The organism is Vibrio sabulosilitoris, assembly GCF_055391395.1.
On the sequence record NZ_AP029600.1, the window covers coordinates 1,440,857 to 1,461,025 of the forward strand.

Annotated in this window: 15 protein-coding genes; 5 read left to right on the plus strand and 10 right to left on the minus strand. The window is 42.0% G+C overall.

The window, feature by feature from the left end; genetic code table 11:
- Window positions 1-92 precede the first annotated feature (92 nt).
- Both ACZ5R2_RS21935 and ACZ5R2_RS21940 read right to left on the minus strand, forming a co-directional pair.
- Window positions 93-1,916: an arylsulfatase gene (locus tag ACZ5R2_RS21935; protein ID WP_464902508.1), complete on the minus strand. Its 1,824-nt coding sequence runs from the start codon at window positions 1,914-1,916 to the stop codon at window positions 93-95.
- Between the two features lie 309 nt (window positions 1,917-2,225).
- Window positions 2,226-3,503 carry a transposase gene (locus ACZ5R2_RS21940; protein ID WP_464902507.1) on the minus strand — a complete coding sequence of 426 codons (1,278 nt, stop codon included), beginning with the start codon at window positions 3,501-3,503 and terminating at the stop codon, window positions 2,226-2,228.
- Window positions 3,504-3,641: 138 nt separating this feature from the next.
- On the opposite strand from ACZ5R2_RS21940, the gene ACZ5R2_RS21945 reads away from it, so the two are divergent.
- Together ACZ5R2_RS21945 and ACZ5R2_RS21950 are read left to right on the plus strand one after the other, a co-directional pair.
- A complete protein-coding gene (locus ACZ5R2_RS21945) occupies window positions 3,642-5,183 on the plus strand; it encodes a bifunctional metallophosphatase/5'-nucleotidase (protein ID WP_464902506.1) in 1,542 nt (513 codons plus the stop codon).
- A gap of 75 nt (window positions 5,184-5,258) precedes the next feature.
- On the plus strand, window positions 5,259-6,065 hold the full coding sequence (locus tag ACZ5R2_RS21950; RefSeq protein WP_464902505.1) for a PhzF family phenazine biosynthesis protein: 807 nt from the start codon (window positions 5,259-5,261) through the stop codon (window positions 6,063-6,065).
- A gap of 296 nt (window positions 6,066-6,361) precedes the next feature.
- On the opposite strand, the gene ACZ5R2_RS21955 is transcribed toward ACZ5R2_RS21950, so the two are convergent.
- Window positions 6,362-7,240, minus strand: a complete 879-nt coding sequence (locus tag ACZ5R2_RS21955) for a LysR family transcriptional regulator (protein ID WP_464902504.1) — start codon at window positions 7,238-7,240, stop codon at window positions 6,362-6,364.
- Between the two features lie 94 nt (window positions 7,241-7,334).
- Here ACZ5R2_RS21955 and ACZ5R2_RS21960 point away from each other — a divergent pair, with 94 nt between their 5' ends.
- A complete protein-coding gene (locus tag ACZ5R2_RS21960) occupies window positions 7,335-8,294 on the plus strand; it encodes a nitrilase family protein (protein WP_464902503.1) in 960 nt (319 codons plus the stop codon).
- 247 nt (window positions 8,295-8,541) lie between these two features.
- On the opposite strand, the gene ACZ5R2_RS21965 is transcribed toward ACZ5R2_RS21960, so the two are convergent.
- The 7 genes from ACZ5R2_RS21965 to ACZ5R2_RS21995 all read right to left on the minus strand — a co-directional run bounded on the left by ACZ5R2_RS21965 (window position 8,542) and on the right by ACZ5R2_RS21995 (window position 15,223).
- Window positions 8,542-9,705 carry a mandelate racemase/muconate lactonizing enzyme family protein gene (locus ACZ5R2_RS21965; protein WP_464902502.1) on the minus strand — a complete coding sequence of 388 codons (1,164 nt, stop codon included), beginning with the start codon at window positions 9,703-9,705 and terminating at the stop codon, window positions 8,542-8,544.
- A 22-nt stretch (window positions 9,706-9,727) separates the two neighbouring features.
- Window positions 9,728-11,065: an MFS transporter gene (locus tag ACZ5R2_RS21970; protein ID WP_464902501.1), complete on the minus strand. Its 1,338-nt coding sequence runs from the start codon at window positions 11,063-11,065 to the stop codon at window positions 9,728-9,730.
- A gap of 119 nt (window positions 11,066-11,184) precedes the next feature.
- Entirely contained in the window at window positions 11,185-11,832 is a 648-nt protein-coding gene (locus tag ACZ5R2_RS21975; protein WP_464902500.1) for a 2-dehydro-3-deoxy-6-phosphogalactonate aldolase, read from the minus strand.
- Window positions 11,822-12,730: a 2-dehydro-3-deoxygalactonokinase gene (locus ACZ5R2_RS21980; protein ID WP_464902499.1), complete on the minus strand. Its 909-nt coding sequence runs from the start codon at window positions 12,728-12,730 to the stop codon at window positions 11,822-11,824. Before ACZ5R2_RS21980 ends, ACZ5R2_RS21975 begins: the two co-directional genes overlap by 11 nt.
- A gap of 144 nt (window positions 12,731-12,874) precedes the next feature.
- A complete protein-coding gene (locus ACZ5R2_RS21985; protein WP_464902498.1) occupies window positions 12,875-13,600 on the minus strand; it encodes an IclR family transcriptional regulator in 726 nt (241 codons plus the stop codon).
- Between the two features lie 161 nt (window positions 13,601-13,761).
- Entirely contained in the window at window positions 13,762-14,055 is a 294-nt protein-coding gene (locus ACZ5R2_RS21990; RefSeq protein WP_464919454.1) for a SemiSWEET transporter, read from the minus strand.
- A gap of 4 nt (window positions 14,056-14,059) precedes the next feature.
- Window positions 14,060-15,223: an iron-containing alcohol dehydrogenase gene (locus tag ACZ5R2_RS21995; RefSeq protein WP_464902497.1), complete on the minus strand. Its 1,164-nt coding sequence runs from the start codon at window positions 15,221-15,223 to the stop codon at window positions 14,060-14,062.
- Window positions 15,224-16,196: 973 nt separating this feature from the next.
- Between ACZ5R2_RS21995 and ACZ5R2_RS22000 the strand changes: the two genes are divergently transcribed.
- On the plus strand, window positions 16,197-18,455 hold the full coding sequence (locus ACZ5R2_RS22000; RefSeq protein ID WP_464902496.1) for a beta-galactosidase: 2,259 nt from the start codon (window positions 16,197-16,199) through the stop codon (window positions 18,453-18,455).
- 252 nt (window positions 18,456-18,707) lie between these two features.
- Window positions 18,708-19,802 carry a carbohydrate porin gene (locus tag ACZ5R2_RS22005; RefSeq protein WP_464902495.1) on the plus strand — a complete coding sequence of 365 codons (1,095 nt, stop codon included), beginning with the start codon at window positions 18,708-18,710 and terminating at the stop codon, window positions 19,800-19,802.
- Window positions 19,803-20,169 lie beyond the last annotated feature (367 nt).

Sequence of the window (20,169 nt, forward strand, 5' to 3'; positions counted from 1 at the left end):
TCTTTGGCGAGAAGAGCGCACCACCTTCAGCAGTTGACTTCCTCTTCTACCCCTACCCTTGAATGTCGCACTTATTATCTGAAATCGGGCTATTAGGATCTCAACCAGTCTATTTTTTCAATGTAAGTATAATAAGGTGTAACCTTATACCCATCTGCTCCGTAAAAAAGAGCTTCAAGAGTTGTTTCGCCCTGCTCAAGAAATACCTCAAATTCAACTTTAGATTCATCATTTGTAATATGTTTATCACAAAAGCAATCCGATATTCTTAAACTGCAGTTTTCTACAAGACCGATTTTTTTGCTTCCTGAATAGAAGTTTATGTGTTGCGGTTCAACGAACTCCCTTTCAAAGAAAATATCCTTATCTTCTGGTATTGTACTATTAATAGGGTGTGGGGCTTCTTCTGGCCACCTCATGAGTTTAACTTTGTAATAACCACTCTCCTCAACATATATTTCGTAGTAACCTCCTATTTGAACACCATCTCTTATAAGCTTCTGACTATATGCTGTTTCATTATCTGGGTTAGTCTCGCCGTGTATATCTTCTTGCAAATCTTTAGTATACTCCTTGATGGCTTTCATATTAATCACGTCATGAACTGTAATTGTTGCCTTTTGGGGCCCTATAGATATTGGAATAGTATAATCGAACTGCTCTGAAACTTTTTCCCACCACTCTTCGTAACTTGACCTAAGTTTACTTACAAGGTCATCAAAATCATTCGATATATCAACACGCTGTTCTCTATCTTTTGATAGATCATATAGCTCCGAACCGTTAATTAGCCTCCATTCCTTATACATAACACAGCTCTTCCTCCATTTTATAGGATAGAAAACTCTCTGAGAGTCGGTAACTACAATTCTCTCTTCAATTTTTTCTTTCTCTTGGCCTAATAATAGTGGCTTTAGGCTTAATCCATGAAAAGTTCTTTCTTTCGGAACTTGGATATCACATAACTCTAGTAGCGTTGGCATAATATCAACATTCGCAGTGAGTGTGTTTATATCTCTACCAATATTTATTCCTCCACCTTGCCAATGGAGAAAGAATGGAACACGGTGACCGCCATCATACTCAGAATTTTTCATTCCTCTTAGTCCAGCATTATATCCATCAATTGAGAAACCATTGCAATCTGGGGTGAATCCCCCATTGGTTCCATTATCAGTCATGAAAATGAGTATAGTGTTTTCGGATAAATTCAGTTCTTCAAGTTTGTTTCTTAGTTTCCCTATATTTTCATCAATGTTTGTAATCATTCCATACATTCTAGCTCGGCCATCTTCAACATGATCCTGATAGGGGTTGGAGTATTTACTCTCAACGTTCCAAGGATTATGAGGTGCATTGCAAGGAAGAAAACAAAAAAACTGATTATCTTTTGAATCTTCTATGAACTTACAAGCTTCATCAAAAAACACATCCGTACAATAGCCTTCAAATTTCTTTGGCTCACCGTCTTCTATATAAGTATCATCAAAGTAGTCATTTCCCCAATAATCAGGGGTATGACCTATGCCACCACCACCGTGCACAATACTCTTTTCAAACCCTCTGTCATTCGGTCGATACGGATACATATCACCAAGATGCCACTTGCCAAAAATCCCTGTTCTGAAGCCACTTTCTTTAAATGCTGTTGCAAGCGTCCATTCGTTTTTTCGAAGTAAACTACGACCACCTATCGTATTCCAAACGCCCGTACTATTAGCATAGTGGCCCGTCATTATCCCAGCTCTTGTCGGTGCACAAGTTGGCCCAACATGAAAATTTGTAAACCTTGTACTTTCGCTGTGTAATTTGTCAATATTGGGCGTATTAATAATCGTGTTACCATGACATGCAAGATCGCCATAGCCTTGGTCATCTGTCAACACAAAAACAACATTTGGTTTCTTTATATTCATCGTTAATAATCATACCAATAATTCATCATTGTTTATTCAATGTATCAAATTGGAATGCCAATTAAAGATCTTGGTGTTTATTTTGTTAACCACTACAAAATATCATCTTTATTGATATCCATTATGGTCTCTGCTTAAAAACTGGAAATCTTGACTTCTTATGTCCCAATTGGTTTAGAGGCATAGTTTTTCTTGAGCAATTGATCTAGGACAGGTGTATCGTGCTTAACAGAGGGGTAAACACGCAAATAAAGCGCCAGCAGCACTTCGTCAGACAGCTCTCCATAATCGGCAGATTATGACGTGGGGCTAGGCGTCTTTGCTCTGGTTAAACTGGGTCGCTAGGCACTGCAGAAGCGCATTCACTCTCGATGGTGAGGTCTGTTTAAAGATCTCGAGCCAGCCTTGCTGTTGCAATAAGTCCGCAAACTGATAGCACGGGGCCAGCGTTGCCCTAGAGGTGTCTCTGAGCGAAACACCGGGTACCAAGGCCGTCACGGCGTATTCTTTGTCAGCCTGGCGATAAAGATACCAACGATTTTGCCACCACCCGAGTGTCTTGCTATCGACAAGCTCTCCAATCAATCCATCATTTTGGCCTGAAACATAGAAGATACGACACTTTCCCTGCCTGACCTGAGCAGCAAACTGGGTCATACAAGCGCCACGCAGGAAAACCTCATGATACAAATAGTGCTCCCCCTCATGACGACCATGCCCAAGAGCATGTAGTGCGCGCCAGTGAGCGTGTGCAGTTAGAACAGGTTTAGCTACTGCCTCAGTCTTGGCTTGGAGATAGCTAGGGCCATAGTCAAGCTGGTCAAACTGAGAGCGTTGTAGAAACCGTTGACTGCGTTTCTCGGCTGCCTCTAGCGCCTTCACCTCAGCTGAGCTTTGGTGCTCCAGCGACTCTGAGTTCGGTTGTGAGTATTGATATAGGCTCTCCTGTGGCAACAGAAATGGACACCAATTGCTGGTCACAAGCAAGACTTTGCCACTATCCACATCACAACTCCATAATACCCACATCCGGTTTTGTTCCCCCTGATGTATCCCTTTGTACGGTATGGTAAAAGCCAACGTAGCAACGCGCTGAGCAGGTTGCTCTTCGTATCGGTGCTGTTGAGCCAGAGCACTAAATTGCGTGAGCTGTCTATCGATCTGGTTACGTTGTAGCGCAGTATTGTTTACATAACACAACCAGTCATTACTACCTCCAAGGTACTGCATTAATTGGGGTAAAGTTGCGGCAAACTCTTGCTTGGGACTCCAACGCGAATAGGTTCTAAAGCAAGATTTACAACGGTAACGTACCTTTCCATTCGCCGATGAGCCGAACCGCTTTTGCGTTTCACTGGCACAATAGGGACAAATTTTCGCCGTCAATTTTCCTATTTTTTCTGCGATGTAACTCCAGAGCAGAGTGAAGCCTGAGTTATCTAACACGGGAGGATAAGAGTCACACTTTTGACAATGATAAGCGCGAAAGCCGAGGCGGTAGACTGGCCCGTAAAAACCATTGGCATTGGTGATACCGAAATTCTCACATCGGTTATTTTTACAGACGTTTAGATCAACTAGCTTCATATTTCATGGCAACAAAAAGTGTATTTTCTTATTTTAACGTTTGCGCAAACGTTAGTGATGTGACACGCATCACACTTTGAGTGCGTTTTGACGGTTAGATTTGCGCCTCGATTTCCAACGTTACAAGACAAGATACCGATGAAAAAGACCTTACTGGTTTCGCTACTAGCCGCGACAAGTGGCGCTGCACTGGCAAAAGATGTCACCATCCTTTACACCAATGATATCCACGCTCACTCTGAACCGTTTATCGCTCGCTATGTCGATGGTGAACGCCCGGTAGGAGGCTTTGCTAACATCGCCGCATGGAGTGCGCAGGAAAAAGCGGCAAACCCTGCCTCAATCTTTGTTGATGCCGGAGACTACTTCTCAGGTCCTTACCTCTGCAGCCTGACCAAGGGTGAAGCAATCATCGATATTATGAATACCATGAACTACGATGTCGCCTCTATTGGTAACCATGAATTTGACTATGGTTGGGACAATATGCTGGTACAGCTTGCCAAAGCTGACTTCGAATTGCTGTTGGGAAATGTTTTCTTTGAAAACTCAGACAAACCGGTCTGGGACAAGCCTTACACTATTATCGAGAGGGACGGTATTCGCTTTGGTGTGATCGGTCTGCATGGCAAGTTTGCCTTTTATGACACTGTCTCTGCTGCTCAGCGCCAGAACTTAGAAGCACGTGACGAGATAGAGTACCTGCAAACGTACCTTGATGAACTGCGCTCACAAGTCGATATTACCATCGCGCTTATGCACCAAGGCACTCCGGCTCGCCAGTCCAGTGAGGGCACCACTGATGTTCGTCGTGCTCTGGATAAAGACATCGAGACAGCGAAGCAAATCACCGGCCTAGATATCTTAGTCACAGGTCACGCCCACGTCGGCACCCCAGAGCCAATTGAAGTTAATGACACCCTTATCGTGTCTACTGACGGCTATGGCATCAATGCCGGTAAACTTGTCCTCGATTTTGATGAGGAAAACCGCACTATTCGCGGTTACGAGTTTGAACTCAAGACACTTTGGGCCGATGAATGGACTCCACAACCAGAAACCCAACAGGTCATTGATAAATGGAAGCAAAACGTTGAAGTTATTGCTGAGCAAAAAGTTATCGATACCGACGAGGTACTGACTCGTGCTTACGGTCAGTCGTCACCGATGGGCAACATCAGTGCAGATGCCACCCTGTTCGCATTTGAAAACGCCGACATCGGCTTTATGAACAGCGGTGCATTGCGCAATGATATCGAAGCCGGTGGTGTCACGTTAGGTGATATCCTCAGCGTCTTCCCGTTCCCCAATACGGCAATGGCGATGGATCTCACTGGCAACCAGTTAAAAGATCTCATGGAGCACTCAGCTGGATTGACCAACGGAGTACTGCAGGCATCTGCCGGTTTTGAAATGCGCTACGACAGCTCACGCACAATTGGCAGTCGTGTGGTCAGCATGACACTTCACGGAGAAGCGATTGAACCAGAGCAGAGCTATCGTGTCGTTGCCAATAACTTTATTGCCGATGGTGGTGATGGGTTCATGACTTTCGTCGAAGGGAGCAACATTGAAGAACGCACTGATATGATGATGACCGATCTAATGGCAGCGTATATGCGTGCCAATCGGGAGCTACCGGGTAAAGATGAGATGCGAGTACTGGATCTAGCTGAGTAATTACAGACACATCTATTGCTGTATCCTACTGATTACAAGTAGGATACAGCGAGATGCAGATTCGACGATATCTGCTTGGCCACACTAGAGGATGGTATTATCAAAGCGTATATCTTTAATGTATTTACGGGCAAGGCAGCGCAAGGAAACCCCGCTGCAGTTGTCATACTTAACGCATGGTTGCAAACACGCGAATTGCAAGCCCTGTCGGAAAACCTCGGGCAACCAGTGACATCATTTGTTGTCGGTACGGAACTTGGCTTCGAAATTCGTTGGTTTGCAGGCGATATTGAAATTAACCTATGTGGTCATGGCAGCCTAGCCGCCGCAGCGGCTATTTTTGAGCACAATCAATATCGTAAGCCGACTGTCAAGCTCATCAGTCAACATGGTGTAGTTTCGGTAAATAGATGTGCCGATGGTTATACGATGGCAATGCCGAGCTGGGAACCTGTTTTCCTACCAACACTATCAAAGTACAACGAGTTACTTGGCTTGGAAGCCGTCGATGTTTTCACAACTAGAGACCTTGTGTTCGTTCTTGAAAGTGAGCAGCAGGTTCATAACTTTGAGCCTAACTTTGATGTATTAAAAAATATCAATGATTACCACGCGGTAATCCTAACTGCTCGAAAGGGCACTAACGGTTACGTATTGAGATACTTTGCCCCAACTATTGGTATTAATGAGGACATTGCGACAGGTTCTGCTCAGTGCTCACTCGCTCCATATTGGTCTAAACAGCTGTCAACCAAGGCATTAGAAGTGACCCAACTATCATCAAAAGGTGGGTATTTTCAAATTGCCACAAACCAGGATAATACGATTGAATTGACAGTGAACGTCGAATTGATGCAGGTTATTGAGTGTCTTGCTACGTGAGGGTTTACCACTTAGCCGGATTATCACTCAAACCACTTTGACCAAGGCAAATTAGCTGCATTGAGTATCAACTCCATTGACATGATGCAGGGCAAAATAGGTGGAGCACTGCCATTCCACCTAAAACTGCCGAGCTTGCAGGGTAAGGACTTTGCAAGTTCGGCAGAACTCGTTGACGAGGTATTACCGAGTATGCTGCTGAAGATGAGGTGTATGGCCGTGCGGGTGAACTTGGCCACAAAAGAGTCTTCCTCACTCACTACTGGGCGTAGATGATATGTAGAGCAACAATATAATCAACCACGTTCACTTTGAATTTTCTCCACAAATTGAATGAAATTATCTTTTGCAAAACTCCTTAACTGCTCATTCCAAATTAGGCCGACATCCCATGAGCTGCTTTCCCCTGACAGCTCCCAAAAAGTAACGTGTTCATTGGCAATATGCTTTACGCTTGCTGGCAAAATAGTGAAGCCCAAATTTGCAGATACTAACGCCAACAGTGTTTGAATATCATCAGCCTCTTGAGCGACATTCAGTTTTTTCTCATGCTCCCCCAAAAGCATGCCGATTTGTTGGCTCAAACCTACGCCTCGTGCAGGGTTCAGCTGTAGATAATCGATGGAATCTAGCGAAGACCACAATTTGTTTTTGTCTACGACTTGGCTCCTATGTGTCGCTATCACTAGGCGATCTGTCAAGAGCTTTAACCCTTTCAAAGGAGCAACAGCGGGAAGTCGACTAAAGCTGAGCTGAAGCTCTCCCGAAAGCAACGCCTCCGACTGGTTTTGGGACGGTATATCGTTGAGCGTAATGTGGATCTCTGGATAGTGTTTTTTAAACTTAGCGATGTAATCTGGTGCAAGGTGGTAAGAAGAAATACCGAAACCTATATTGAGGTTCCCTGCAATGCCTTTGGCAACACGTTGGGTCAGACATTTGTATGATTCAAAACTTGAAACAAGTCGCTGAGCTTCAGGTAAAAGAGTAGCTCCTGCCGCCGTCAAACTGGCCCCTTGTCTCCCTCTTTCAAATAAAACCACACCACAAAAAGCCTCAAGACGTTGAATCTTCTTCGTTAAAGCTGACTGAGTAATATGTAAGTGCTCTGAAGCTACACGATAATTACCATCTTCCGCTAATTGACAGAAAGTGCGTAAATCACCCAAATCCATTCCATGTGCTCATTGTTAGTAGGAAATTTATTCATTATACGGAATCGAATGAGGTTTTTAAAATGATGGATATTCACTGAGAAAAGGACCAACCATGAAAGACATCCGTGTTGCCACTGTTCAATTCAATCACCATGCAAACGATAAAAACTACAACTTATCGATTATTCAAAGTTACGTAGAAAAAGCCGCTAAAGAAGGAGCAAAAATCGTTGTCTTCCCTGAAATGTGCGTTACTGGTTACTGGCATGTTTCAAAACTGAAGAAGTCACAGATCGATGACTTGTCGGAATTCATCCCACAAGGAGTAACTTCTCAACGCTTGCTAGAAATGTCTAAAAAATATCAGCTCAGCATCGGTGCTGGTTTGATTGAAAAAGACAACGACGGAAATCTATACAACTCTTATGTCATGGCAATGCCTGATGGTCAGGTAGCCAAACACAGAAAGCTGCATACGTTTATCAGTGAATACATGACAAGTGGTAATGAATACACTGTATTTGATACGCCACATGGGTGCCGTGTGGGAATCCTGATTTGCTGGGACAATAATTTAGTCGAGAACGTTCGTATAACAGCACTAAAAGGGGCGGATATTCTAGTTGCGCCTCATCAAACAGGCGGCACGAACTCTCGCAGCCCTAATGCGATGGGGTTGATTGATCCCCAGCTTTGGCATAATCGGGGTCAAGATCCAGAGTTGACTCGTTCTGAAATGCAGGGCGCTAAAGGAAGAAAGTGGCTGATGCGTTGGCTACCTGCGCGTGCCCATGACAACGGCATGTTCCTGATCTTTAGTAACGGTGTTGGGGTTGATATGGATGAAGTTAGAACGGGAAATGCGATGGTGCTCAACCCCTATGGCGAGATTATCGCTGAAACTGACAGCGTCGAAAATGATATGGTCATTGCCGATCTCAATGCGAAAGATCTGAGTTTGTGTACAGGCAGGCGCTGGATCAGAGGTCGTCGACCTAATCTCTACACTCCCTTAACGATGCAGGGGGATGAACTGTCTCCTTATCAAGCAAGATTCTCTACACAAAAATAGATGGCTTGACTTATTGAACAGTCGCCTGAAAAGGAAATGCTGGCGACTGTATTGCTTTAACTCAAATAATGAGCAGAGAAGGTTACTAAGACAGTAGATAGACAATAAAAGCAGAAGGTTTAAGTGAGACGATGATGAATAGGTAAATACAAAAAAGCAGCGACCATGTACATAACATAGTCGCTGCCTGACAACAATAACGCTACTAGTAAATAATTAAATCAACTATTTAACCAGCAAGTAAAGCTTACCAGTTTTGGAAACTGCCATCTTCACGAGTAAGGTGCGGACACTCCCAATCTGCGATCAACGCATCTTTCAGCATCTCTTCGTTAACTTCAACACCTAGTCCTGGAACTTCAGGAATCTCGTAGTAGTTACCAACCAGCTTAGGCTGAACTGGGAAAAGTTCCGGATTGTCATAACCAAGATTTTCAATTGGTGATACTCGGCTTTCAACACAATCAAAGTTTGGAACAGCTGCTGCCAAATGAACTGAAGCGGCTGTACAAATCGGTCCCAGAGGATTATGCAACATTAGGTCGATGTAGTGAGTCTCACTCCAAGCAGCCACTTTCATTGCTTCTGTAAATCCACCTACATTACAAATGTCTAAGCGATTGTACTGGAAGATGCCTCGCTCAATGTATGGCATAAATTGCCACTTCGACGCAAATTCTTCACCAATAGCAAATGGTACATCAGTCAACTTACGCAGTTGCTCATAAGCTTCCGGTGTTTCGTCGCGAATCGGCTCTTCTAGGAAGTCTAGAGTTCCCTTAGGAAGCTTCTGACAGAAAGAAGCAGCTTGAGCAACACTTAAACGGTGGTGGTATTCTAGGCCAATAACAACCTCGTTGCCTAGAGCCTCACGCGCTTCGATAAGGAAAGGAATCGTTTTAGCCATCGATGGCAACGGCTCCCATTCAGTAATGCCTTTCTGCCAGCAATCAATGCCTGCACCGACAAAACGAATTGTATCCCAACCCAAATTCTTAATTTTTTGAGCATTTGCCAGCATCACTTCATTGGTATCTGTTGGTACGGTAGCGAAAGCTTTTACTTTATTGCGCTGCTTACCACCTAGAAGTTGATACACTGGAACACCCAAGATCTTACCTTTGATATCATGTAGTGCGATATCGATAGCAGAGATAGCTGCCGAAGTTACTCGACCACCTTCAAAATAATGTGAACGATAACATTCCTGCCAAATTCGACCAGTATTCATTGGATCTTGTCCAACAAGGAACTTAGCGAATTGCTTAATAATTTGTGCTACGGTACGTTCACGACTGGATAGGCCTGATTCACCCCAACCATATACACCTTCATCTGTTTCGATTTTAACAAGCAGTTGATCTCGAATCCCAACCTTAATGATATATGGTGTAATTTTTGCTATTTTCATTATTATTACCTAATTATTTAAATTAAACTCTATCTTCAATTCTTTCTACTTTACCCACAAGGAATAAATAGGATAGAACACCCATAAAACTCATGCAAACAATAAATAGAAGTGGATAAAAGAAACTTTCACCCGTTGCTAAATATCCAATTACCGCTGGACAAATAACAGCAGACAGACCACCTACAAAATTAAATACACCGCCAGTTAGACCAATTAATCGTTGAGGTGCAATTGAAGCAACCAACGTCCAAGTAATTGATGCAAGACCTGTTGCAAAGAATGCAATCGACATAAACACGACAACCATAGCTGGTGACTGGAAGAACTCTGCACCGATAATCGTACTTGTCAGCAATAGGCCTGTAATAATAGGTACCTTTCGAGCTGTAGCTAGCGAATAGCCACGATTCAATAGATAGTCAGATGTAAAGCCTGAACAAATTACCCCTAAGAAGCCACACAAAAATGGAAGAGATGCCATAAATCCAGCTTTAACAAACGATAGATTATGGTATTCCACAAGATAGGTAGGGAACCAAGTTAAGAAGAAGATAGTTGCACAACCTAATGCAAACTGGCCAATACACGTACCGATGATCTTCTTACGAGTACAGATATAAATTAAGTCTTTTGCAAAACTGGTATCTACATTTGTCGCTTCTTGAGTTGCTTCTTTTTCTTTTGCCTTGGAATCCAACAGAGCACCATGCTCTCCTAGATAATCCAACTCAGATTGTGAAATACCTTTAAACTCTTGTGGCTCATCGTAAGTGAAATACCAGATAACACCCCATACAATTCCGACAACACCGGTCGCAATAAATACCATTTGCCAGTTGTAGGTAATTAGAAGCCAGCTTAAAACCGGAGCAAGAAATGCAAGACCAACGAACTGAGCTGAAGTATAAATTGCAATCGAAGATGCACGCTCGTTTTCAGGTATCCAGTTAGTAACGATCTTACTGTTAATTGGATAGCTCGGTGCTTCAAACATACCTACAACGAATCGGAGCGCGATAATAAGCATGAAGTTAGAAACAAAACCAATCGCTACCGTAGCTATTGACCAAAGAATTAGAATCACAGGCAAAAAGTACTTTGGCTTAAACTTATCTACTAACCAACCGGCTGGTATTTGAAAACTAGCATAGGCAAGACCCCATGCAGAGAATATTAGACCAATTTGCTCTGTTGTTAGCGATAAGTCCTGCATCATTGCAGGCGCCGCTATCGACAAATTTGCTCGGTCCAAATAATTAATTACTACAGTAATAAACAGCAAGAAAACGATGAAAAAACGTTTATGTGTTCTTTTTTGTTTAGGTGCATCTAAAACTTGTGCTTCAGAATGTGCCATAAACACCCCCAGATTATATAAATGATAGGAAAGTTAGTTGATATTAGACAAGGTTAATATCAATACAAGTAAAACAGGCTAAAAATTTAAATTAATTTGATTTTCAAATCAGTACTATTTTATTGAGTAACTGCTTTGAAACTTTCAATGTATTGTCGAGCGTTAACTCTGACTTCATCAAGATTATTAGTTGGTTTATAAAGTGCCGAACCTAAGCCAAAGCCATTAACTCCAAGTTTAATATACGGTTCCATGCTTTCTGGCGTAGGGTTAATACCTCCAACAGGAAATAGCAATGTGTCTTTAGGCAAAACTGCTTTCAAGGCTTTAAGACCATCAATACCAACCATATCGATTGGAAATAGTTTGAGACCGGTGGCTCCCCATTTGATGGCATTAAATGCCTCTGTTGGTGTTACAACTCCTGGAAGAGAAATGCATTGAGAGCGCTTGGCTACCTCAAGCACGTCTTGATCAACGTTAGGACTAACAATTAAATTTGCACCTGTCGCGACTACTTTCTTAGCCTCTTCAGCGGTAGTCACGGTACCAGCGCCAATTAGATACTTTTCACAGCCAAAATACTTAACTAACTTACTGATACTTTCTAAGGCATCAGGACTGTTAAGCGGTACTTCAATCATTGTAAAGCCTTCATCAATCAAGACTTGTGCAACATCAATAACCTCTTCTGGTTTCACACCACGAATAATCGCTACCAAAGGAATGTGTTCTTTAAGTGAAAAGCTATTGCTGTTAATTGTCATCGTTGATCTCCTTTACTTTTTTCATCCCAGAGACAAAGCAATTATCTCCTGAAAAACTCATGGCCTCTACACCAAGCAAGCCACATGCATGTTTATATCTGTCTGTTAAGTGCTCACCACCTACAATATAAACTTGATCTGTTTTAATCATGCGCAACTCGTATCCGATCAGTAGACCAGATAGATAATCCAGCACTTTATCTTCTTCTACATCACCAAATAGTCTTTTTGTTCTGACTTGAAATAGAGCATTCATAATGTTGCTATCTTTACTGTCTAGAACACCTTTTTGAAAATCATCAAACGATGTTTGTTGCTCCGGTAGGTTTGCACCAAGAATACTGTTCTTGGACAGCACAGAGAACAACTCACCTGTCATGAATGTATCAAAGCAAACAACTTGGTCTTTTTTGTAGTAAATGTGTTTACTATGAGTTCCAGGGAACAAGGCACAGAACTCATCTTGAGAAACCAACTCAGAAAGCCCGAATAGTTGAATTTCTTCACCTCGCATCACCTCATACCTATCATCACTCTTGTGAGAAATTCCAGGTAATATTGCTGCGTCAGCACCCCAGTCTAGTGTAAATTGATACTTACTTTCAGTGATAGTATTGATACTAGAAGGTGTAGGTACGTAGTTTGCGTCATGCCAACCTTGCTTGGATCCAATCATACCCGCCATCATCACAGGAAAGTTTGTATAAGATTCATCACCAAAACTTTCAGTTAGTATATTCTTTAACTCTTCAGAATATTTACTATCTTTTACTTGTAAAATACCCATTGGTCTTTCTATCGTCTTTACAACGTCACCACTTTTGGACATTGCAAATATTCTGAAGTTAGTTGTCCCCCAGTCGATAGCTAGCCAACCAATCTCTTCACTATTATTCATGTTAAACCTTGTATGAAAATTATCATAGCGCTATAAATAATGCGCAATCAAAAGAAATAATTTATTACCGTTTATAAATCAGAGCCAAAAACAGGGTACTATATAATATTAGGCAAAATGCAAACAGATCTTAATTACCTTTGGCTAACCAAGGCTTTTTGTTATTTTATCGCTAAAGTCTTTTACTATAGGAGCCAGTCGTTTCATCCGTTCTTTAGGTAGATATGACTTAACACTTGTAACAGACAATGCAGCTATAATATTGTTATATCGATTTCTAATTGGTACTGCGACGCAATGAACCAAGTCCTCGTTGTCCTCAAGATCAAAGCAATAGCCAAATTGTTTGTACTTTTCTAGCCGCTCAAGCATATTGTCTTGATTCGCTGGAACTTGCTTTTTTAATATTCTCTGCCATTCGGTCTTAGGCATATCTAACATCAATGCTTTGCCTATTCCAGTCGCTGCTAGAGGCAGACGGTCACCAATCTGTGATCTGAGCTGGATGGGACGCTGTCCTTGAAATTTATCTATATAGAAGACTTGATCTTCATCCATAATGCCAAGGTGCACGGTTTCCTCAGTTAAATCACACAACTCACGTAAAATTGGTCGAGCAATTTCTTTAATTGGCATATCTTGCTGCGCTCGGTTTCCCAGTTGGATCATTTTAGTGCCTAGAACAAAACCAATTCCCTTGACCTCTCTGACGTATCTAGCCTCTGTCAAGCCATGTAACAACCGGTGTACCGTCGTCTTTGGTAGGCCAAGTTCATCACATATGTCTTTTAACTGCCTGTGTCCATCTGAAATGGCATCAATGACCATAAATGCCTTATTTACAGTTTGGTTACCTTTGTAAGAATTCATTAACTACCTCATTAGTAATACGGTAATATTACCAAAGTTGAATTTCTTAGATGTGACCTCCCTCATAGTTCCATCTCACGGAACTGTTTGTTCCACATATTGGAACTTGATTATCGATGCGACGGAGCAACCTTGTGCTTGCTCCGTCAAAGGTGAGCTTCCTAAATATTGCTTTTTTTCAAAGTCTTATTGTCTAATAAGACCGACTTTACTTTTATCGAGAGAATAGGAATAACAAACAACAACACAAATATATTGCCGACAATAATTGAGATATCATTTATCTGAAACCCATATATAACCCATAGACTGACTCCAGTACTAAACAGGACATACATTGGCAGAGATATCCCAGACGTATCACGAGTCTTAATTGTCTGTAACGCTTGAGGTATAAAGGAAACTGTTGTTAGAAACGCCGCAATCAGACCGACATTTACCATCTCTATCGCCATTGTATTACATAGCTTCCTGTAGAATCTTGCGCGACCAAGACAAATCTAGATCACCTGTTTCTGACAGGTTAGTCATGTTGTGTTTTTCTAGCAAAGTAAGAACACCTTCTACCTGTTCAAAAGACAACCCATGCTCAGAAAAACGTGTTTTTAGACCCAGAGATCGGAAGAACTCTTCTGTTTTGTCAATAGCTAGGTCAATCTTCTCTTCTTCAGTGCCCTCGGTAATATCCCAAACACGCTCAGCATATTGGAGTAGTTTTTCCCACTTCTGCTGCTTTCTAACACGCCATAGTGCCGGCATAATAATCACTAGGCTTGGAGCGTGGGCGATTCCGAACAATGATGTTACTTCATGACCAATCATGTGTGTTGCGAAGTCGACTGGAACACCAGAACCGATCAGTCCGTTAAGCGCCATCGTCGAACACCACATTAGGTTTGCTCGTGCATCATAGTTTTTTGGTTCATTAAGATTGGTATCTGCTACCTCAACCAACGTTCGTAGAATGCCTTCTGCTGTTCTATCTTGAAAACGCCCTTCTGCCGGGAATGTGATGTATTGCTCTGCAGTATGAATGAAACTATCAGCAATACCATTCGCAAGTTGGCTAGCCGGCAATGTAAATGTGTAGGTAGGGTCTAGAACCGAAACCGCTGGATAGATGAATGGCGAGGAAATACCCAGCTTATCTTCTCCGCGGCTGATAACTGCGTGTGGGTTCATTTCAGAGCCTGTCGCTGGCAACGTAACCACTGTAGCTAGAGGGATCGACTGAGTAATGCGTTTATCAGTCATAGGTTCTACATGCAGTATCTCTGACTCATTACCGATGAAAGCTTCGTTATTTGATGCAATCGAAATGAACTTAGCGCCATCCATAGTCGAACCACCGCCGACGGCCAAAATAAAGTCAATTTTTTCCTTTCTTACAAGCTCAACGGCTTCCATCAAAACTTCAAACTTAGGATTAGACTCAATTTTATTAAATTTAAATACTGTATTAGGTACATGAGATAGCACTTTGTCTAGTGTACCAATGTGTTCGATTATTGCATCATATACAACCAGCACTTTTGCATCCTGAGGTATATAAGAGCGTAGTCCTTCAGCAGCCCCCTCACCAAATAGAATTCTTGTTGGGTTGCAAAAATCAAAATTGTTCATTCTTTTCCTCATAATTTAACTGTTGTTTGCTCTTACTTACTTTATTGCTTTCACTGACTAAGACGATTTTAGTCATTCGTCTATCTTACCTCAGCGACTACGTTTGTAATACAATAAGCTTAGCTGTTACACGTAATATAGGTCACAGGCCGCTTCCAAGACAACATAATGGAACTTTTTTCCCGAAAAGCGGAACACGAGATTGATCAATGTCACACTTTCAGCGCTCGACCAACCATAACTGGTTAACAAAAGCACGTACCATTGGCTTACCATTGCCTGCTATACCCCCGTGACCTCAGGATCCAGACCTCAGAGTTTGCTTAGCTGGCCGCCCGCGTTAGCCACTCCCGATTTGGGGCCACTAAATGTTCGCATAATTGCCTTGACTGCCTTGACTGCCTTGACTGCCTTGAGTGCAAGCTTAGCCAATCATACTGAGTAGTGGTTTGTGACTACATGGGTATATCAAAGGTATTGCAGCCCAGCGTTCAAAGTAAGAGATGGCTTTGAACTTCGCGCTCTAGACGACATGTTCGGTTTCTAGTACCGATAGATTGCATAACGTCTGTCTGCTCTTTGGACATCAGACTTTTGGTAGACCATGTATTGACTTCCGTTAACCAGTAGCTACCACCAAACGCCTCGCTGGATCACTTTTATAAATGGTCACGGCTTGCGACCAGAACCCCCCTGCCGCGGAGATAGTATCTACTCGACCCCGCTTTGTTAGTGGCCAGGAGGCCGTGGTCTTGCAACATGCCTGTGCTTATTGTGTAAAGCCAGTATACCGTCATTGCCCCGCATGATCATCTTGCTGTAGCACGATCACAATGACAGCTAAAAGTGTTAGGTACCCTGTGTATTTGTTCCGATATGTGGAATTGTTTATGCATTTAGTGGCACACTAATAATAATTCGCGCAACGTGAAAACCTCACTATAAATGTATCAAGCTTCAAGGAATCAGATATATGGATACACGGAGATATAAGAACTCAGCTATCGTTTTTTTATCGGCTATGTCACTCACTGCAAACGCCGAAGTTAATCTAATAAAAACTAGTAATTTGGAAACGGACAGCAATTCGATTGCTTTTAGTCCGTTAAATGCGAATGTAACCAAAGTTGGAGAGTCTGGCTCTGATTACCTGATCGTGTTCGATTCGACACCAATGAAATCTCAAGTCTCCTTTAAGCCCTCTTCAGCGTGGGATTTTTCAAAGCACAAAGGCTCTAGCCTTATGTTTACCATTGAAAATCAGAACGCCGAATCTACCCATATTAAAGTTAAGGTTACAGATTCATCCGGGAAAGCAACCATCAGAAACATTTCTCTTCCCGCAAACAGCACGGACAATTATTACTTTGAATTAAGGGGCGATGATTTAACCTTTGATAATGGCATGAGAGAGGGTCCTGAGCATGCAATGATTGATGCTAAAAAGCTTATTTTTAGAGGCGGTAGCGACCAATTAGATGTAGAAAATATATCTGAGATTGTCTTTTACATTGATAAGGTTTTCGTCGACAAAACAATAAAACTGAGCAATATTTCTGTTGTCCATGACTATCAATACAATGATGACTACCTAAGTAAGATCGTCGATAACTATGGGCAAAGCACTAGCAACGTTGAAAATAAAGTAACGTCTGACTCTGAACTTGTACAACGAGCAGTACAAGAAAGAAAGCAGTTGTCTGGTTCAGCAGGTATTAGCGATCGTTCTAAATTTGGTGGCTGGAAAAATGGCCCTAAACTTGAAGGGAGCGGGTACTTCCGCGCCGAAAAAATCGGTGATATATGGTCGCTGGTTGACCCGGAAGGTTACCTTTACTTTGCTACAGGTATTGCCAATATTCGTATGGCAAATACGGTAACGATGACAGGTTTCGATTTTTTGAATATGGAGAAAGACGAAAGATACGACGAGTACACGCCAGATGACTCCAGCGATATTCACACTGTCGATAGTAAGACGTTAGAGACACGACAAATCACTGCTCAACATCGAGCAAGAATGTTTTCTTGGTTACCAGAATACAATTCACCATTAGCAAAACACTTTGGTTATCGCTTTTCGGTACATTCAGGTGGGTTAGAAAAAGGCGAAACATTCAGTTTCTATCAGGCCAACTTAGAAAGAAAGTATGGAGATAACTACTATTCTGAATGGCAAGATATTACCTTAAATAGAATGCTAGATTGGGGCTTCACCTCTTTGGGCAACTGGACCGCATCAAGTTTTTACACAAATGACAAAGTACCCTATTTTGCCAATGGCTGGATAATAGGAGATTTTGCCACCGTTTCCTCTGGTAATGATATGTGGTCCCCTCTCCCTGACCCCTTTGACCCGGTCTTTAAAGAACGAACTCTAGCGACAGTTAGACAAATTGGAAAGGAGGTTAATGATAACCCGTGGTGCGTTGGGATATTTGTCGATAATGAAATGAGTTGGGGTGTAAAAGGCCTGCCAGAATCGCAATATGGTATCGCTCTAAACGCACTGAAAAATGTCTCTGCAGTTAGCCCTGCAAAAGCGGCTTTTGTTGATGTCTTGAAAAGCAAATATGCTGATATTGATGTTCTAAGCAATCGATGGGGTATCGACTTTGATAGTTGGGAGAGTGTTAACCAACCAATCGAATTTGACGATTATAGCCCTGAGCTGATCTCAGATCTAGCGATGCTTACTGAGAGATTTGCTGCTAAGTATTTCTCTACGGTGCAGGATGCAATTAAAACCTACCTGCCAAATCATATGTATATGGGAGCACGCTTCGCCGATTGGGGAATGACACCAGAAGTACTGGAAGCAGCCAAACAACATGTTGATGTGATGAGTTACAATTACTATCGTGAACATTTACACCAAAAAGAGTGGGCATTTTTAGACGACTTAGATATGCCTAGTATTATGGGAGAGTTTCATATAGGGGCAACAGATACTGGCTTTTATAATCCTGGTTTGGTCCACGCAGAAAACCAACAAGAGAGAGGTATCAAGTACGTTCAATATATGAATTCAGTCATTGATAACCCATACTTTGTTGGTGCACACTGGTTTCAATATATCGACTCCCCTATAACAGGACGAGCACACGATGGAGAAAATTATAATATTGGCTTTGTTGATGTAACTGATACGCCTTATAAACATCTTGTAGATGCTGCTCGAGAGTTAAACTCAAGCCTTTATCCAAGAAAGTTCACAAGTATAAATAAGTAATTTTTCTTCACTACCACTAGTGTAAATATTATCCACTCTCAATACACTAGTGGTAGTAAAATCCACCTTGTAATTACCTTACGATTTATCAAGGGCTGACAATAATCAGCATAATTAAATACGACGTGCCACCACTGAAATCTAACGCTTCTTTGATAAACGAGAACATTATATAGCATTATTCTTTAAAGAAACGACCGTAAAGACCTAATTATAGCACATTAGTTATCTAACCATTAGAGGAACAGATAAATGAAAATGACACAAACCTATATTAGCGCACTAATTTTGGTTACTATAAACACTTCTGCTTTTGCAAGCCAATATAACGTAGGTAGCAACTCACAACATTTAACTATTGATGGCAATGTTGAGCTAAACTTCAATTATCGCAATAGAGAGTCCAATATTGATTACGACGATGAGTTCAACCAAGATGGTCGGGTTCTTATAGAGTTCGCTGGCTCAAAAAACACTCCTAATGGACACTATATTGGCTTTAAGGCCCAACCACTATTCCGTAGTACCGGCAGCGTGTCAGTAGATGATGTTTATTTAAATTTTGGTCAGCAAAACGGTTGGTCTATCAAGGTTGGTAGGTACGAAGCCTATGATCTTTTTCCTGTAGGTCTTGATGTATTTCTGGAGTACTCAGGAGATACATCGAATAACCTCTACATGGGAGAAAGTGCGTACATTTATCAGTTGAAAGAGGCTCGTGGCCGAGGTGGTGACGGTCAAATCATGTATAGTCAAAGTGTCGACTCGTTTTATTTTGAAGTGAGTAGCATCATAGGTGACCGCTCCGAGTTTTTCAACGATAGCTATCATGGTGTCGAGGTCGATAAAGATACTTCAAAGGACTCATTTATTATTCGTCCAGCGATTGCTTATCAGTTTCACGACTTTACTATCGCAGCCGGCTTAGAGCAAAACCTAATTAAGAATGCGATAGTCGATTTAGAAGGCAAAGATATTTCTGACCGGACTGGTTATGGCCTGACCCTGAATTGGTCTATCGAAAATTTGGAAGCGAATACCAACTTCGCTCATATGCAGGCAGTAGACGAAACCAACTCATCTATCGGTGTCAACATGCTCTACCACCGTTTTGGTATCGGTTATGTCCATGCTGAAAATACGTACGACAGCAGTTGGGCTAAGGGTGATGTGAGTGTTGGAACCCTCTACTCTTCATTCGGAATAAACGATTTCCTATCGATACCAGACTTTACAGTGTTGCTTGGCACTTATTTTACTTCGGTGAGAAACCGCACAAGCAATCAAGACGCCTTTTCTGAGGACGACGATTTCGGGGCTAGAGTTCGTCTTCACTATCAGTTTTGAGCGTGTGTTCAAGGGGAGAGACTCGCGTAGGTTAGCGTTTCACTCGTTAGCCTAGTTTTCCCCTATCGTTTTATTTGAAGAGTAATTCAACTATTTTGTCCACCTCTCGCCTTTTGGGTCACCTGTGCTAAATGGCTAGATCTACGCGTCTGAGGGCTTTATCTAGTGATAAAGTTGCCTAGAGTGATTTAGGCGAGGCCAGCCTAGAAAGAGATCGACCAAAACAATTTGACAAGCTTGCAATGAAGAATGAGAGTTTGATTATGAATGGAAAGTAGGTTGAAAGTGTCACGATCAACTTGGCGACGCTTAGCAAAAACCTGCAACATACGCGATTAAACACGAAAAAGCCCACTCAATCATGAGT

Excerpts from the sequence above, each read along its gene's own strand:
- ACZ5R2_RS21955 (WP_464902504.1), bottom strand. The coding sequence starts at position 7,240 with ATGGATTTGGGTGATTTACGCACTTTCTGTCAATTAGCGGAAGATGGT.
- ACZ5R2_RS21985 (WP_464902498.1), bottom strand. The coding sequence starts at position 13,600 with ATGAATTCTTACAAAGGTAACCAAACTGTAAATAAGGCATTTATGGTC.
- ACZ5R2_RS21945 (WP_464902506.1), top strand. The coding sequence starts at position 3,642 with ATGAAAAAGACCTTACTGGTTTCGCTACTAGCCGCGACAAGTGGCGCT.
- ACZ5R2_RS21970 (WP_464902501.1), bottom strand. The coding sequence starts at position 11,065 with ATGGCACATTCTGAAGCACAAGTTTTAGATGCACCTAAACAAAAAAGA.
- ACZ5R2_RS21980 (WP_464902499.1), bottom strand. The coding sequence starts at position 12,730 with ATGAATAATAGTGAAGAGATTGGTTGGCTAGCTATCGACTGGGGGACA.
- ACZ5R2_RS21940 (WP_464902507.1), bottom strand. The coding sequence starts at position 3,503 with ATGAAGCTAGTTGATCTAAACGTCTGTAAAAATAACCGATGTGAGAAT.
- ACZ5R2_RS21975 (WP_464902500.1), bottom strand. The coding sequence starts at position 11,832 with ATGACAATTAACAGCAATAGCTTTTCACTTAAAGAACACATTCCTTTG.
- ACZ5R2_RS21990 (WP_464919454.1), bottom strand. The coding sequence starts at position 14,055 with ATGGCGATAGAGATGGTAAATGTCGGTCTGATTGCGGCGTTTCTAACA.
- ACZ5R2_RS21995 (WP_464902497.1), bottom strand. The coding sequence starts at position 15,223 with ATGAACAATTTTGATTTTTGCAACCCAACAAGAATTCTATTTGGTGAG.
- ACZ5R2_RS21960 (WP_464902503.1), top strand. The coding sequence starts at position 7,335 with ATGAAAGACATCCGTGTTGCCACTGTTCAATTCAATCACCATGCAAAC.
- ACZ5R2_RS21965 (WP_464902502.1), bottom strand. The coding sequence starts at position 9,705 with ATGAAAATAGCAAAAATTACACCATATATCATTAAGGTTGGGATTCGA.
- ACZ5R2_RS22005 (WP_464902495.1), top strand. The coding sequence starts at position 18,708 with ATGAAAATGACACAAACCTATATTAGCGCACTAATTTTGGTTACTATA.
- ACZ5R2_RS22000 (WP_464902496.1), top strand. The coding sequence starts at position 16,197 with ATGGATACACGGAGATATAAGAACTCAGCTATCGTTTTTTTATCGGCT.
- ACZ5R2_RS21935 (WP_464902508.1), bottom strand. The coding sequence starts at position 1,916 with ATGAATATAAAGAAACCAAATGTTGTTTTTGTGTTGACAGATGACCAA.